The sequence below is a fragment of the Gordonia zhenghanii genome (assembly GCF_021738965.1).
Classification (GTDB): domain Bacteria; phylum Actinomycetota; class Actinomycetes; order Mycobacteriales; family Mycobacteriaceae; genus Gordonia; species Gordonia zhenghanii.
Genome location: NZ_JAKKOQ010000013.1, coordinates 192,196 through 205,538, shown reverse-complemented (window position 1 = coordinate 205,538; position 13,343 = coordinate 192,196). Strand labels below are relative to the sequence as shown.

Here is a 13,343-nt window from a genome sequence, read left to right as displayed (position 1 = left end):
ACTCGGTTCGGGCCGCGGCTGATTCGCTGGGTGCGACAGCGACAGAACGTCAGTCGTCGAGACCCGCGGTGAGATCCTCGATGTCACCGCGTTCACGCAAATGCTGGCCCGCTGTGCGACGGGGTCGGGCCGGGATCTTCTGCGGCTGTGCACGCTGACGATCGGGGTGCTTCGTGGCGTCCTCATTGGCAGTGCGACGAGGACGACGCTTGGGTGTGGCGGCGTCGGCCGGGGCCTGCCGGTCGGACGGGGTCTGCGGCTGGGGCGGAGCGGCGCGACGGGGGCGCCGAGTCGGCTTGTCCTCGCCCGGACGCGAGGCCGTCGGCGCGGCGGCGCGGCGGCGCGGCGCGGGTTCGCCCGTACTGGGCTGTCCGGCAGGCTGCGGGCGCGGACGAGGCTTTCGCGTCGCCGACGAAGGCTCGGGCGTGGTCGCAGCGGTCTGCGGCGCCCGAGGGTCTGCCGCCGGTTTCGATGCGCGGGTGGCGTCAGACTTCGGTGCGGTGCGGTGCGTCTTCTGTTTCGATGCCCCGCGGGCGGCGTCCGGCTTCGACGAACCGCGCTTCGGGCGGCCTTCGCCACTGCCTTGCGCGGCGACCGCCGACTTCTTCGATGCCGGCTTCTTCGGCGCGGCCTTCGCACGGGCTTGCTTCGTGGACGCCTTCTTGCCTGCGGTGCGCGTGCCAGTCGCGTTAGCGCCGAAACCGCCGAACGGGCGTTTGGAGACCGGGCCGGTGAAGAACAGGCGTCCGAGGACGACGGCGAGACACAGCACGAAGGCGATGACCATCCACGGGAAGCTCGTGGCGATCGGCAGCACGACCTTGAGGATCAGCGTCTTCTTGTCGGAAGCCTGATCGCCCGCCTCGATGTACAAGGCGATGAGACCGATGACGAACGCGATGAGCGGCGGCTGCACTGCGGCCGTGAACATGGCGCGACGCCGTACTGCGAGTGCGGCGATCACACAGCCGAAGATGAAGATGATCTTGTACGTTCGGCCGAGCTCACCAGTGGGCGCGGAATCGACCAGGGCGCCGAAGATCGTGATGGCCGTCGCCAGGAGAACCGCGCCCCACCATGGAAGCCCGCGTACGGTCGGCACGACGGACTGCTGGTCGGCAGGCAGGGCGGAGCTGCTCGAGGATCGGGAAAACACACTTAGACGGTACCGGTAACCGGAGCCGAGTCGTTTCATCCCCGCCCGCGAGTTCGCAGCTCATCACAGAATCGGTGACGTGGATCTCACGGACGCATCGACTGGTCTGGGTGATCTGTCCGAGCTGTTGGTCCGACCTGTCGACACGGAGAGAGCCTCCATCTCGGACAGTTTCCGCGCGGTGACGCCCAATCGGGAGTCGATGGCTCCGACCGCCGAGTTGTAGCTTTCGACGGTGCGTCGCAACGCTGATCCGACCTTCTCGAGGTGGCCGAGGACCTGGTCGATCCGTTGGTACAACTGCTTGCCGAGCATCTGAATCTGTTCTGCGTCCTCGGCCACGGCCTGCTGACGCCAGCCAAGCGCGACAGTGCGCAACAGGGCGATCAGCGTGCTGGGCGTCGCCAGGACCACGTCGCGCGCAAACGCGTAGTCGAGCAGATCGGAGTCGTGTGCCATCGCTGCGTCGAGCACGCCGTCGCCGGGCAGGAACAGCACGACGAACTCTGGAGTGCTGGCCTGCGCGGCCCAATACGCTTTCGCCGACAGCGAGTTGATGTGCGCGCGGACCGCTTGAGCGTGGCGTGCGACCTTGTCGCGGGCGGCCTCGGGCGACAGTCCGGGAGACGTCGAGTCGAGGTACGCCTGCAGCGGAGCCTTCGCGTCGACCACGATCGTCCGGCCGCCGGCGAGGTTCACCACGAGGTCGGGGCGGACCACACGGTCGGGCGTGTGGCCGTGCACCTGTGTCGAGAAGTCGCAGTGTCGCGACATCCCGGACAACTCGACGACACGCTCCAACTGGATCTCGCCCCATCGGCCGCGAATCTGCGGCGCTTGCAGGGCTCCGGCGAGTTTCGCCGTCTGCTCGTGCAAACGGTGCGAGGTCAGTTGCATTCCGCGGACCTGCTCGCTCAATCCGGCGAAGGCGTGCACGCGGTTGTACTCGGACCGTCGCAGTTCGTCCGACAGACTGCCCAGGGTGTCGCGCAGGGGCGCGACGAGAGCGTCGGACGGCATCGTCGTCGGCGGTTGATCGCGGATCGCTCGGCTGTGGCCGAACCATCCGAGGAACACCCCGATGATGAGGCAGACGGGTCCGATGACGGCAGCGAACGTTGTCATGCGGCCATCATGGACCCGACCTCTGACAAATCCCGGCCTTCCCCCGGCCTAGGCAGTCAGGCAGGCGCTGCTTCCCGGTCGAGCAGAGACTGTTTCACATCCAAGCCGTACCGGAAGCCGCCGAGCGTCCCGTCCGTGCGGACCACGCGATGGCACGGGACGAACAGCGCCGCAGCGTTGCGGGCGCAGCACGACGCGGCGCCGCGGACCGCCGCAGCATTGCCCGCAAGTTCCGCGAGCCGCGTGTACGTGACAGGCGGACCTGCGGGGACGTCCCGCAGCGCCGCCCAGGCCGCCGTCAGGAACGGCCCCGACGTCTGCCGGACGGCGACTCGCGACGGCGCGGCGAGGTCGCCCGCGTAGTACGCGTCCACGGCGGCGACGACGTCACCGCCGTCGCTCTCGACGATCTCCTCGGTGCGCAGTGCCGGGGCGATGAGTGACCGCAGGTAGTCGGGATCGTCGGTCCACCCGGAGGCGTAGACGACGCCCGCGTCGTCGAAGACGGCGGTGAAACGCCCGTCGGGCGTGTCGAGTCCGGCCCACCGCAGCGATGTGGATTCGGTAGTGCTCATGTCTGGTGTCCCCTCGTTGGAATTCACGGTGCGACGACGTCGTCGACTCGGTGGGCGAGCTGCTGCCGCCATAGGTGCATCGACGCGTACGACCGCCAGGGCCGCCACGATCCGGTGTCGGTCGGTCCCGCGCCGAGATCGGCGAGAGCCCGGTCGATCACCAGATCGCGACGGGTGAGGATGTCTGGATCACCCGTCACCCGCATCACAACCTGGTCGGCGGTCCAGTCGCCGACGCCCGACAGGCGCAGCAGGTCCGCTCGTAAGTTGGACGCATCGACCCCGGCGTGGAGTTCCATCCGTTCTCCACAGGCAGCCGCGGCGGTGATCGATCGAATCGCTCGCGCGGGCCCGGTCAAGACCGCCGGACCGTGCTCGGCGATCGCCTCGGCAGTGGGGAACAGGACGTTCGGCCGCCCGCCTACGGACGGCCATCCCGTAGGTTCGCCGAGTTCGGCGACGAGCCGCGCGATGTGAGTGCGCGCCGCCTTCACGCTGATCTGCTGACCCATCATCACGCGGATGAGGGTCTCGACGCCGTCGACACTGCCCGGGATCCGGATGCCGGGGTGTGCGTCAACCAGCGGCCGCAGAATCGGGTCGCGGCCCAGTGCGTCGTCGACCGCGACGGGGTCGGCGTCCAGGTCGAGGAGCCGCCGGACGCGATTGACCGCGGCGCCGAGATCGCGCATGTCGAGGTGCTCGAACGTGGTGACGACGTGGTCCGGGCCGAGGCTGATGCGGACTGACGCGGGACGATGCGGCAGACGCAGAGTGCGCTCGAACGTCGAACCGTCCCAGAGTTCGAGGCCGTCCACGGCGTGAGCGGCTAGGCCGTACAGGGTCCACGCGGAGTCGTACGGCGGACGGAACGGAAGTCGGAGCGTGATCGAATCGCCCGTAGACGACGGTCCGGCCCGGCCACCCGATGCGCGGAGGGCACTCGGCGTCGTGTCGTAGAGCTCGCGGATCGTGTCGTTGAACTGGCGGATGCTGGAGAAACCCGCCGCGAATGCGACGTCGCCGATCGACATGTCGGTGCTGTTCAGGAGCAGCCGGGCCGCCGTCGCGCGGTGCGTCCGCGCCAGCGCGACGGTTCCGGCTCCGAGTTCGGCGACGAGCACTCGGCTGATGTGGCGTTCGGTGTAGCCGAGGGCGGCGGCGAGCCCGCCGACGCCGTCACGGTCGACGACGCCGTCGGCGATCAACCGCATCGCGCGAGCCGCGAGGTCGGATCTGACGTTCCACAGCGGCGAACCGGGCGTCGCGTCGGGCAGGCATCGTCGGCAGGCGCGGAAGCCGCGTGCGGCGGCGGCAGCTGCGGTCAGCTCGAACCGGACGTTGTCTGCTTTGGGGGTCCGGGCCGGGCACGACGGACGGCAGTAGATTCCGGTCGTCAGCACCGTGGTGACGAACTGTCCGTCGAACCGGGTGTCGCGGGCTGCGAGCGCGCGATAGCACCGCTCGAAGTCGAGCGGAGACGGATCAAGTGTCGTGGTCACACCGCTAACGCTCCCATTTGCGGGGTGCTTCGTCTAGCGGAAATCAGACACGGCGGTGCGCCGCGCGGGATTTGTCGGACCGCTATGTGACCATGAGGGCGTGAAGGAGTCGAACGAGGAAGTCGAAGCGGCCGAGGTCGGCGACGACGAACCAGAGGTCGAAGCGGCGTCGCACTCGTCGCGGGGCCGGGTGTTCTTGGCAGGTCTCCGGTCGACGGCGGTCGTCTGCCTGCAGATGCTCCTCGTCCTGGCGTTCCTGTACGTCCTGCTGATCGTGCTAGCCAAGTTCTGGGTCATCCTGCTTCCGGTGGTTCTTGCGATCGTCGTCGCCACCGTCCTGTGGCCTCCGGTCCGATGGTTGCGTGCGCACCGGGTGCCGCCAGCCGTAGCCGTGCTCCTCGTGATACTCGTTGCGCTCGGCGTGGTCGGTGGCGTCATCGGGCTCATTGTCCCGTCGATCGTCGATCAGGCGCCCGCTCTCGCGAGCCAGGCCATCGACGGCGTCCAGAAGATTCAGGACTGGGCGCAGGGGCCGCCGTTGAACGTCGATGACGAGCAGATCAGTTCGTTCGTCGACGAGATCACGGCCAAACTGCAGGCGAGTGCCAGTGTCATCGCGTCAGGCGTGTTCAGCGGTGTCGGTGTTGCGACGTCCGTGCTCGTCACGTTGTTCACGACGGCCGTGCTGGTGTTCTTCTTCTTGAAGGACGGCCCCAGGTTCGTGCCGTGGCTCAACCACACGATGGGTACTGCGCCGGACCGGTCGCACCTCGGCGAGGTCCTGCTGCGGATGTGGAACACGTTGGGCGGTTTCATCCGGACGCAGGCCATCGTGAGTTTCGTCGACGCAGCGTTGATCGGTGCCGGTCTGCTGATCTTGAACGTCCCGCTGGCGGGCGTGCTGATCGTGATCACATTCCTCGGTGGGTTCATTCCGATCGTCGGCGCATTCGTGGCGGGAGCGTTGGCTGTGTTGATCGCGCTCGTGTCCGCGAGCGTGACGAAGGCGCTGATCGTGCTGGGGATCATCCTGGTGGTGCAGCAGATCGAAGGCAACGTGCTGCAGCCGTGGCTGCAGGCCAAATCGATGGACCTGCACGCCGTGATCGTCCTGCTGTCGGTGACGCTCGGCGGCACGCTCTTCGGCATCACCGGGGCGTTCCTCGCGGTTCCCGCGGTGTCGTGTCTGGCCGTCGCGCTCCGCTACATCTTGGAACAGATAGGCAGGGCCGCGGGCGAAGAGGTGGCCGAGGAGGATGCCGCGGCGGCGAAGGCCGCGGGCGGCGGATAGACTCACCTCCCGTGAGTCTTACCCTCGGAATCGTCGGCCTGCCCAACGTCGGAAAGTCGACCCTGTTCAATGCGCTGACCCGTAACGACGTGCTGGCCGCCAACTACCCGTTCGCGACCATCGAGCCGAACGTCGGCGTCGTCGAGTTGCCCGACGCCCGCCTCGACCGTCTGTCGGAGATTTTCGGCAGCGAGCGGATCCTGCCTGCGACGGTGAGCTTCGTCGACATCGCGGGCATCGTGAAGGGCGCCTCCGAAGGTGAGGGGATGGGTAACCAGTTCCTCGCTAACATCCGTGAAGCCGACGCGATCTGCCAGGTGGTCCGCGTGTTCGCCGACGACGACGTCGTGCACGTCGACGGCCGAGTCGATCCGCTCGCCGACATCGAGGTCATCGAGACCGAACTGATTCTCGCGGACATGCAGACGCTCGAGAAGGCGTTGCCGCGCATCGAGAAGGACGCCCGTAAGAACAAGGACCTCGCCGCTCTGCTCGACGCGGCGAAGAAGGCGCAGGAGATCCTCGACGGCGGTAAGACACTGTTCTCCGCGAAGGACTCGTTCGACCTGTCGTCGGTGCGCGAACTGCACCTCCTGACGGCCAAGCCTTTCCTCTACGTGTTCAACGCTGACGAAGGCATCCTCACCGATGACGCGCGCAAGGCCGAGTTGCGTGAAGCCGTCGCGCCCGCCGACGCGGTGTTCCTCGATGCGAAGGTCGAGAGCGAACTGCTCGAGCTCGACGACGAGGACGCCAAGGAACTCTTGGAGTCGATCGGGCAGGACGAGGCAGGCCTGCGACAGTTGGCTCGCGCCGGTTTTCACACGCTGGGGCTGCAGACGTACCTGACCGCTGGTCCGAAGGAAGCGCGTGCGTGGACGATCCGTCAGGGCGACACCGCGCCGAAGGCGGCGGGCGTCATCCACACGGACTTCGAGAAGGGCTTCATCAAGGCCGAGATCGTCTCGTTCGAAGCCCTCGACGGCGCCGGGTCGATGAACGACGCCAAGGCTGCCGGCAAGGTCCGCATGGAGGGCAAGGACTACGTCATGGCCGACGGCGACGTGGTGGAGTTCCGGTTCAACGTGTAGGTCTTCTTAGCTCAAACGCCCTCGGTTTCTAAATGAAACCGAGGACGTTTTCTGTCCAGCGTTGAGTGATGTGGGTTATCACGCTCACAGTTTCCTAAGGATTTCTCCGCGCGATGGCACACGGTCGTTCAGGAGACGCCTCGTGTGATGCCGGGAGCCGAGTATCCATTCGGTAGCCTCGAACAGAGGTACTTGAGCGCCTCCTCAAGCAGGTCTCGGATATCGATGGCGTCTACTAAAATGGCTTGGATCTGGCCTGATGCCTCGAACCGAAGGGTCCCGTCGCCGACGAACCCCGGCTTCACGGATCTCCTAGTCGTGCGCTTGGGACCGTGCTCGACGACAGGCAGCCATATCTCGTCATCGGGGTTACTGCGACCGCCGCCACCGCGGAAGGTGAGAAGGCTTCGGTCTTGCTTCACGGAGTGATAGCATTGATGCTATCGAATCTCGGGAGGTGGTGCCGGTGTCGTCGATCATTGTCCGTGGTCTTGATGAGTCCGTGAAGAATCGTTTGGCTGCGCAGGCCAAGGAGCACGGCCGTTCGATGGAAGCAGAGGTGCGCGACATTTTGACGCGCGCTTCGTCCCGGCCCCACATCGGGATCGCGCTGATGAACGTCGCCCGGGACGTGGGTGGGGTTGAGGAACTGCAGATTCCTGATCGGTCGGACGCCGCGCGTTCGGTGGATTTCGGATGATCGTTCTCGATACGTGCGTCATCTCGGAGGCTCTCCGGCCGACGCCCGACCCTGGCGTGATCGCGTGGCTCGAGTCCCTCACGGACAACGTTGCGATCACGACGATCACACTCGCCGAATTGCTCGCGGGTGTGCGGCGGCTGCCGGATGGTCGGCGTAAGAGTGGTTTGGAGGCAGCGCTCGGTTCCGCACTCGATCCGTACCGAAACACGCGTTCGCTTCTCACGTTCGATGACGAGGCCGCTGCAGAGTACGCAGAAGTTCTGTTCGCTCGAGAAGTGGCAGGGCTGCCGATCAGTACCCCTGATGCGCAGATCGCGGCGATCTGCCGGGCGAACGGTGCTGTTTGCGCCACGCGCAACGAGAAAGATTTTGCGGAGACTGGTGTTCAAGTTCTGAACCCGTGGACAACGTGAAGTCGACACCGCGAAGGGGGTCGGTGTCGCCTTCGTACTTCCACTAGCCTCGATGCACAGTGTCAATACTTCCGGACTCCACGCGCGACGAGGTATTCGGGGCAGTCGCCACGTGTTTCGCCCCGTCCTGGATTCAGGGGCGACTATGCACGTCGCCCTTCCTTCCGGAGTATCAGGACTTCCCAACGTGAAGGCGACGTTCTGCTCGCCAACGCTGCAGATAGTCCGCATACAAAGAGCGGTACCGTAATGTTATGCCACTCTCAGTCGGGTCAGGGGGTCCTCAACATGTCCATCAGCGCAAGTGAAGCGCGCAAGACGCTGTTCCCGCTCATCGAGCGCGTGAACGAGGACCGCGAAGCTGTCGAGATCGTCTCCCGCAACGGCAATGCCGTCCTCATGCCGGCTGATGAGTACGCCGCGTGGCAGGAGACCGCATATCTGTTCCGCTCGCCGGCAAATGCTCGCCGGTTACTCGATGCTTATGACCGCGCCCGCGCGGGGAAGACCGAGGTCCACGACCTTGATCGATCAGACGAGGAAGCTTGAGTGCGTCCGGTCTGGGACCAGTCCGCTTGGGAAGATCACAAGCATTGGCAGACGGTCGACCGGAAGGTCCTGAAGCGTGTCAACGCGCTCATCGACGCCTGCCTTCGTGAACCGTTCTCCGGGATCGGCAAGCCCGAGCAGTTGAAGTACGGAGCCCAGGGGTCGTGGTCGCGGCGCATTACCGACGAGCACGGCTCGTCTATCTAGAGGACGGCGACGATCTCGTGATCCTGCAGGCTCGCTACCACTAATGACCTAGACAGCGCTACGTATGCGCACCTGGTGCGACCGAAGTCGTTGGCTTGCCCTGGTCGCCGAGACTCCGCGGGCCGTCTTCGAGCATCTGAGTCTCAGTTCTGCTCCAGCTCGGTGCCACTTTCTCGCACAGAACAGTGCCCGGAATCTGCAGGGACGGAACGACGTCCTTCACGGAGCCCGATCGCTACCGTCGCGTCGACGGCGAACAATGCACACATCGCGATGGCGCTGGATCGACGACTGTTACGTATGTATTCACGCGCGAAGAGAAAGTGGAGCAGTGCTCGTGCGCCCACGGCCTGCCACCGCCAATGAGACGACCGGCCAGCCACGATCGTGATGCCGAGGACGAGGTCCGCTATTCCGAGCGCGCGTCGACTTTTGGCATCGGTCTCCGTCAAAGCGAGCCATCGGCCGCCCGAGAGCGGTGCGAATGTCAGAAGACCACCCAACGCGACTGAGACGGTCCCGACAGTATCGGCTGCAGGGGTGAGGATGGGGTGCATGGGACGACTCCGTTTCTGCTGTCATGACTCGAAGTAGAACGCAGCCGCGTTGTTCCAGAAGACATCCGCGACCTGCGACGGGTCGAGCACCTGAGCGATGTACTCGAAGTCGTCGTCCTGGAACGGGCGCCTGGCACGGGTCGAGGGCAGGTCGGTGCCGACCATGAGCGCGGTCGGGTCGATGTCCATGATCGCCCGGATCACCGTCGCGGGGTCCATATGGATCCGCCCGAATCCGGTAGCTTTGACCCGCACTCCCTGCTCGACGAGGCGCAACAGGTTCGGCAGGCCGTCCTCGTGCATACCGAGGTGGTCGACGCTGGCGGCGGGGAGTCTGGCGATCCGAGCACTGAGATCATCGTCGATGGTGCGGGCATCGATGTAGAACTCCGCGTGCCAGCCGCTCATATCGTGCACGCGGCGGGCGAGACGGTCCATGTCGTCCAGGCCCGCTGAACCGCCGCGCGCGACGTTGAACCGTACGGCTCGCACGCCTGCGTCGTGGAGGTCGGAGATCTCGTGGTCTGTCGTGTCGGCGGGGATCTGGGTGACGCCGACATAGCGTGGACCGAGACTCTTGAGAGCCTCGATGAGGTACCCCTGATCGAAGCCCTGGAACGACCCGGAAACGACGGCGCCGCCATCGATGCCGAGACCGTCTATACGTGTTCGATAGTCCGCGACGGTGAACGGGTCGGGTAGATATCCGTCGTTCTCCACCCGCGGATAGGCGGGGTCGATGATGTGGAGATGGGCGTCGAAGATTGGCTGCGTCATGGGCGTGTACCTTCTGTGTCTGCTGTTGGTCTCGACTCTGCTCGTTCGGCTGGGATTGGTCTCGACTCTGCTCGTCTGGTGGGAGGGGTCTCGACTCTGCTCGACTGGCGGTACGGTGCGGTCATGAGCAACGATTTTGCGGTGGGCGACCACGTGGGTTGGAACTCCGAGAGGCCGGGGAAGTCTCCGGTGTCATAGTGAAAAAACACACGAAAGACACCGAGTACAAGGGCCACATGCGTCGCTGCACCCCGGACGATCCCCAGTACGAGATCACGAGCGACAAGACCGACCACGTCGCCATGCACAAGGGCAGCGCGCTGCATCGGATCGACTGACGGAGGGGCCACGTGAACGAGCCTCGCACGATCTGGACCATCGGGCACTGGACGTGCCCGATTCCCGACTTCCTCGAGCCTCTAGACGAGCACGGTGTCGAGGTGATCGTCGACGTGCGTGCCCACCCCGGGTCTCGACGCAATCCGCAGTTCGGATCGGATGCGCTGGCCGAGTGGCTCCCCGAAGACGGCATCGAGTATCGGCGGATTCCCGAACTCGGAGGCAGACGGCGGCGTCAGGACGTCGACCCCGCCGTCAATGCCGCGTGGCAGAACCAGAGCTTCAAGAACTACGCGGACTACACGCTCACCGAGGAGTTCCGGAGCGGTCTCGATGAACTCACGAGCATCGCGCGGTCGCACCGGGTCGCGATCATGTGCGGCGAACCGATGCCGTGGCGGTGCCATCGCCTGATCATCGCCAACACGCTCGTCGCGCAGGGCTGGACCGTCGAACATCTGGTCACCGGCGGCGCCCCTCGCACGCATGTCCTCGGCCAATGGGGCGCCAAACCGTCCGTCGACGCCGACGGTCGGGTGACGTACCCGGACCTGCCTGCGGACTGAGCGTGACGGATCAACTGTTCCTCGACCACGGACAGTCCTCGTCCGTGATAGTGCTTGACACCAGCGTTGCGTCACGGAAGTCCTTCGCCCACACCGGCGTCGACCGGGCCGGCCCGTGGAACAACGTCTGAATCATCGTGAACGAGGGAGTGCAGTGATGACGATCGCGACGATCTGCTTCGGAGTTCTCGCGCTGGCGCTGTGGACGATCATCGGTGCACGGATCGTCCGAGAGCCACGACATACCGGATACGGCATGGCGATCCTCGCAGGCATCGTCGTCACGTGGATCTTCGTCGTCCTGCTGGCCTCAGCACTGTCACCCGAATCCGATCTCGCCGACATCGCGGTCTTCGGCCCGGTGATGCTGGTGTTCGTCGCAGTGTTCGCAGTGTCGATCTACCTGCTGATCAACGCCGTCATCGTGGTGCGGCGCGAGGGCCTACGGGTCGCGACCCTTGTACCGGCGGTGTTCGGAGTGTTCCTGCTGATCGTCCTCGTCGCGACGGTCGCCACCGCCATCGCGCTCGTGACGGTCGACTCGTACACCACGATCGCGCTCCTCGTTCCGTTCGTGGTGATACCGATAGCCATCCTGGTGACTGCGCTCTTCGGATATACGGCGTACGCCCTCGTGTACAGCCGGGTGGGTCGTCCGATGCCGTCCGACGCCGTCATCGTGTTGGGCGCAGGGCTCGCGGGCGACAAGGTGACCCCGCTGTTGGCCGCTCGGATCGACAGGGGAATCGAGATGCTCGACGCAGCAGGAGGACCCGACCACGAACCGCTGCTGGTCATGTCCGGCGGAAAAGGCAGTGACGAGGTGCTCGCGGAGGCGGAGGCGATGGCGCGGTATGCGATAGACGCCGGGGTCGACGAGCACCGGATCGTCCGCGAGGACACGTCGACGACCACCGAGGAGAATCTGATCAACTCGCGGGCGGCGCTCGCCGAGATCGTCTATCCCGCACCGTCGTTGACGGTAGTGACGAGCGACTTCCACGTCTTGCGCGCCGCGTCGCTGACACGGCGTCTCGGTCTCGACGCGACCGTCGTCGGTGCACCGACCGCCCGCTACTACGTGCCTGCAGGATTTCTACGAGAGTTCACTGCCTGTCTGGTCCACTACCGTCGAGCCAATCTGATCCTCTGGGCCGCGGGCTCGTGTCTCGTGTGGGCGATGCTCGCCCTCATCTGGTACCTCAGCGGGCTGCAGACCGAGGTCGAGTACGCGATGTCGTGGTAGCTCGTCGCGTCAGTGGTACCGCTGAGGCCATAGGAGCTCGGATAGACAGCCCTACATGCTGAGCGGTACCACTGACGCGAGGCGTCGGTCAGCGTAAGGAGACATACACGCGCCAGGCGTTGCCGCCTACTCCGCGGCGAGGACGAATGCGCTTCGCAGTGGATGCCCGGGGTCCTGCGGCCGTACACGGTTGGTGAAGACGGATCACTGCTGAGTCCGACGATCGCTGACCTCGTCGGCTGTTGCCGCTGCGCGCTCCTCGCTCGCCGCCCACGAAGCCAGCAACTGCATCCGCTCCGCGGACGCAGATCCAGGCTCGGCCGTGTAGATCGTCAGCGTGAGGCCGGGCTCGGCTTCGAGTTGCATTCCCTCGTAAGCCAGCGTCAGCTCGCCGACCACCGAGTGATGGAAGGTCTTCACGCCGGTGCCGTGGTGGCGGACATCGTGCGAACCCCAGAGTCGGCGGAACTCGTCGCTGCGCGTGGACAGTTCGCCGATCAGGTCGTGCAGTTCTTTGTTGTGTGGATCGCGCCCGGCCTCGGTGCGCAGAATCGCTACGGTGACCTCGGCGAACATGTCCCAGTCGGGATAGAACTCAGGCGAGCGTTCGTCGAGGAAGGTGAATCGCGCGATGTTCGGCGGCTGCCCGGGCATGTCGTAGACGTCCTGGTAGAAAGCTCGTGCCAGCGGATTCGCAGCGAGCAAGTCCATCCGACCGTTGCGCACGAACGCGGGCCCTGAGGTGACCGCGTCCAGCGTCCACTGCAAACTCGAATGCGGAGTCCAACTCTTGGGACTGCGGCGTCGGGGCGGTCGCGCGACCGGGCTGGCGGCGTGCGCCAGATCGAACAGATGCGCCCGCTCGGCGTCGTCTAGGCGCAGTGCCTTCGCGATGGCGTCGAGGATCTCGGGGGACGCGCCGCTGATCGCGCCGCGCTCGATCTTGGTGTAGTACTCGACGCTCACCCCTGCGAGGGCCGCGACCTCGCTGCGACGCAATCCTTTGACGCGGCGGCTCGTCGTCCCCGCGGGCAGGCCGACCTGCTCGGGGGTCATCCGAGCGCGCCTGGAGATGAGGTACTCGCGCACCTCAGAACGATTGTCCATGCCTTCAACGTAGATCAGCGGGCAGCGGGCGAGGGAGTCTCTCGCGGTACCCCCATGGAGCAGGACTCCCACATGTGCGCGAGTCGTGGTGTCGTGGTCTTCGAGCAACGGTGATCAATCACCATGGACCGAAACACGA

General features: G+C 65.4%; 14 protein-coding genes and 2 pseudogenes. 9 read left to right on the top strand and 7 right to left on the bottom strand.

The window, feature by feature from the left end:
* Nucleotides 1–49: 49 nt before the first annotated feature.
* The 4 genes from L5G32_RS14865 to L5G32_RS14850 all read right to left on the bottom strand — a co-directional run bounded on the left by L5G32_RS14865 (nt 50) and on the right by L5G32_RS14850 (nt 4,358).
* Nucleotides 50–1,156 carry a DUF6542 domain-containing protein gene (locus tag L5G32_RS14865; RefSeq protein ID WP_237011841.1) on the bottom strand — a complete coding sequence of 369 codons (1,107 nt, stop codon included), beginning with the start codon at nt 1,154–1,156 and terminating at the stop codon, nt 50–52.
* 63 nt (nt 1,157–1,219) lie between these two features.
* Entirely contained in the window at nt 1,220–2,281 is a 1,062-nt protein-coding gene (locus tag L5G32_RS14860) for a DNA recombination protein RmuC (protein WP_237011840.1), read from the bottom strand.
* A 56-nt stretch (nt 2,282–2,337) separates the two neighbouring features.
* Nucleotides 2,338–2,856, bottom strand: coding sequence for a methylated-DNA--[protein]-cysteine S-methyltransferase (locus tag L5G32_RS14855; protein WP_237011839.1), 519 nt, complete (start codon nt 2,854–2,856; stop codon nt 2,338–2,340).
* Between the two features lie 23 nt (nt 2,857–2,879).
* Nucleotides 2,880–4,358 carry an AlkA N-terminal domain-containing protein gene (locus L5G32_RS14850; RefSeq protein ID WP_237011838.1) on the bottom strand — a complete coding sequence of 493 codons (1,479 nt, stop codon included), beginning with the start codon at nt 4,356–4,358 and terminating at the stop codon, nt 2,880–2,882.
* 100 nt (nt 4,359–4,458) lie between these two features.
* On the opposite strand from L5G32_RS14850, the gene L5G32_RS14845 reads away from it, so the two are divergent.
* Both L5G32_RS14845 and ychF read left to right on the top strand, forming a co-directional pair.
* Complete coding sequence (locus L5G32_RS14845) at nt 4,459–5,649, top strand: AI-2E family transporter (protein ID WP_237011837.1); 1,191 nt, start codon at nt 4,459–4,461, stop codon at nt 5,647–5,649.
* Nucleotides 5,650–5,660: 11 nt separating this feature from the next.
* Nucleotides 5,661–6,740, top strand: coding sequence for a redox-regulated ATPase YchF (gene ychF, locus L5G32_RS14840; protein WP_237011836.1), 1,080 nt, complete (start codon nt 5,661–5,663; stop codon nt 6,738–6,740).
* A gap of 128 nt (nt 6,741–6,868) precedes the next feature.
* Here the strand turns inward: ychF and L5G32_RS14835 are convergent, their stop codons facing one another.
* Nucleotides 6,869–7,162 (bottom strand): hypothetical protein, encoded by a 294-nt coding sequence (locus L5G32_RS14835; RefSeq protein WP_237011835.1) that lies wholly within the window; start codon nt 7,160–7,162, stop codon nt 6,869–6,871.
* 44 nt (nt 7,163–7,206) lie between these two features.
* Here L5G32_RS14835 and L5G32_RS14830 point away from each other — a divergent pair, with 44 nt between their 5' ends.
* From L5G32_RS14830 to L5G32_RS14815, 4 genes and pseudogenes are all read left to right on the top strand, one after another.
* Nucleotides 7,207–7,440, top strand: coding sequence for a FitA-like ribbon-helix-helix domain-containing protein (locus tag L5G32_RS14830; RefSeq protein ID WP_237011834.1), 234 nt, complete (start codon nt 7,207–7,209; stop codon nt 7,438–7,440).
* Nucleotides 7,437–7,856, top strand: a complete 420-nt coding sequence (locus L5G32_RS14825) for a type II toxin-antitoxin system VapC family toxin (RefSeq protein ID WP_237011833.1) — start codon at nt 7,437–7,439, stop codon at nt 7,854–7,856. The genes L5G32_RS14830 and L5G32_RS14825 overlap by 4 nt, the downstream gene beginning before the upstream one ends.
* Nucleotides 7,857–8,144: 288 nt before the next feature.
* The gene (locus tag L5G32_RS14820; RefSeq protein ID WP_237011832.1) at nt 8,145–8,405 is read left to right on the top strand and encodes a type II toxin-antitoxin system Phd/YefM family antitoxin; all 261 of its coding nucleotides are present in this window, start codon (nt 8,145–8,147) and stop codon (nt 8,403–8,405) included.
* A pseudogene (locus tag L5G32_RS14815) lies at nt 8,406–8,656 on the top strand (Txe/YoeB family addiction module toxin). It abuts the gene before it with no gap.
* Between the two features lie 534 nt (nt 8,657–9,190).
* Here L5G32_RS14815 and L5G32_RS14810 read toward each other — a convergent pair.
* Nucleotides 9,191–9,946 (bottom strand): amidohydrolase family protein, encoded by a 756-nt coding sequence (locus L5G32_RS14810; RefSeq protein WP_237011831.1) that lies wholly within the window; start codon nt 9,944–9,946, stop codon nt 9,191–9,193.
* 123 nt (nt 9,947–10,069) lie between these two features.
* On the opposite strand from L5G32_RS14810, the pseudogene L5G32_RS14805 reads away from it, so the two are divergent.
* The 3 genes and pseudogenes from L5G32_RS14805 (at nt 10,070) to L5G32_RS14795 (ending at nt 12,097) form a co-directional block, all read left to right on the top strand.
* Nucleotides 10,070–10,284: pseudogene (locus L5G32_RS14805) on the top strand (hypervirulence associated TUDOR domain-containing protein).
* 12 nt (nt 10,285–10,296) lie between these two features.
* Nucleotides 10,297–10,851, top strand: coding sequence for a DUF488 domain-containing protein (locus tag L5G32_RS14800; RefSeq protein WP_237011830.1), 555 nt, complete (start codon nt 10,297–10,299; stop codon nt 10,849–10,851).
* Between the two features lie 157 nt (nt 10,852–11,008).
* On the top strand, nt 11,009–12,097 hold the full coding sequence (locus L5G32_RS14795) for a YdcF family protein (protein WP_237011829.1): 1,089 nt from the start codon (nt 11,009–11,011) through the stop codon (nt 12,095–12,097).
* 204 nt (nt 12,098–12,301) lie between these two features.
* On the opposite strand, the gene L5G32_RS14790 is transcribed toward L5G32_RS14795, so the two are convergent.
* On the bottom strand, nt 12,302–13,204 hold the full coding sequence (locus L5G32_RS14790) for a helix-turn-helix domain-containing protein (RefSeq protein ID WP_237011828.1): 903 nt from the start codon (nt 13,202–13,204) through the stop codon (nt 12,302–12,304).
* Nucleotides 13,205–13,343: the final 139 nt, after the last annotated feature.

Excerpts from the sequence above, each read along its gene's own strand:
- L5G32_RS14860 (WP_237011840.1), bottom strand. The coding sequence starts at position 2,281 with ATGACAACGTTCGCTGCCGTCATCGGACCCGTCTGCCTCATCATCGGG.
- L5G32_RS14855 (WP_237011839.1), bottom strand. The coding sequence starts at position 2,856 with ATGAGCACTACCGAATCCACATCGCTGCGGTGGGCCGGACTCGACACG.
- L5G32_RS14825 (WP_237011833.1), top strand. The coding sequence starts at position 7,437 with ATGATCGTTCTCGATACGTGCGTCATCTCGGAGGCTCTCCGGCCGACG.
- L5G32_RS14820 (WP_237011832.1), top strand. The coding sequence starts at position 8,145 with ATGTCCATCAGCGCAAGTGAAGCGCGCAAGACGCTGTTCCCGCTCATC.
- L5G32_RS14810 (WP_237011831.1), bottom strand. The coding sequence starts at position 9,946 with ATGACGCAGCCAATCTTCGACGCCCATCTCCACATCATCGACCCCGCC.
- L5G32_RS14795 (WP_237011829.1), top strand. The coding sequence starts at position 11,009 with ATGACGATCGCGACGATCTGCTTCGGAGTTCTCGCGCTGGCGCTGTGG.
- L5G32_RS14790 (WP_237011828.1), bottom strand. The coding sequence starts at position 13,204 with ATGGACAATCGTTCTGAGGTGCGCGAGTACCTCATCTCCAGGCGCGCT.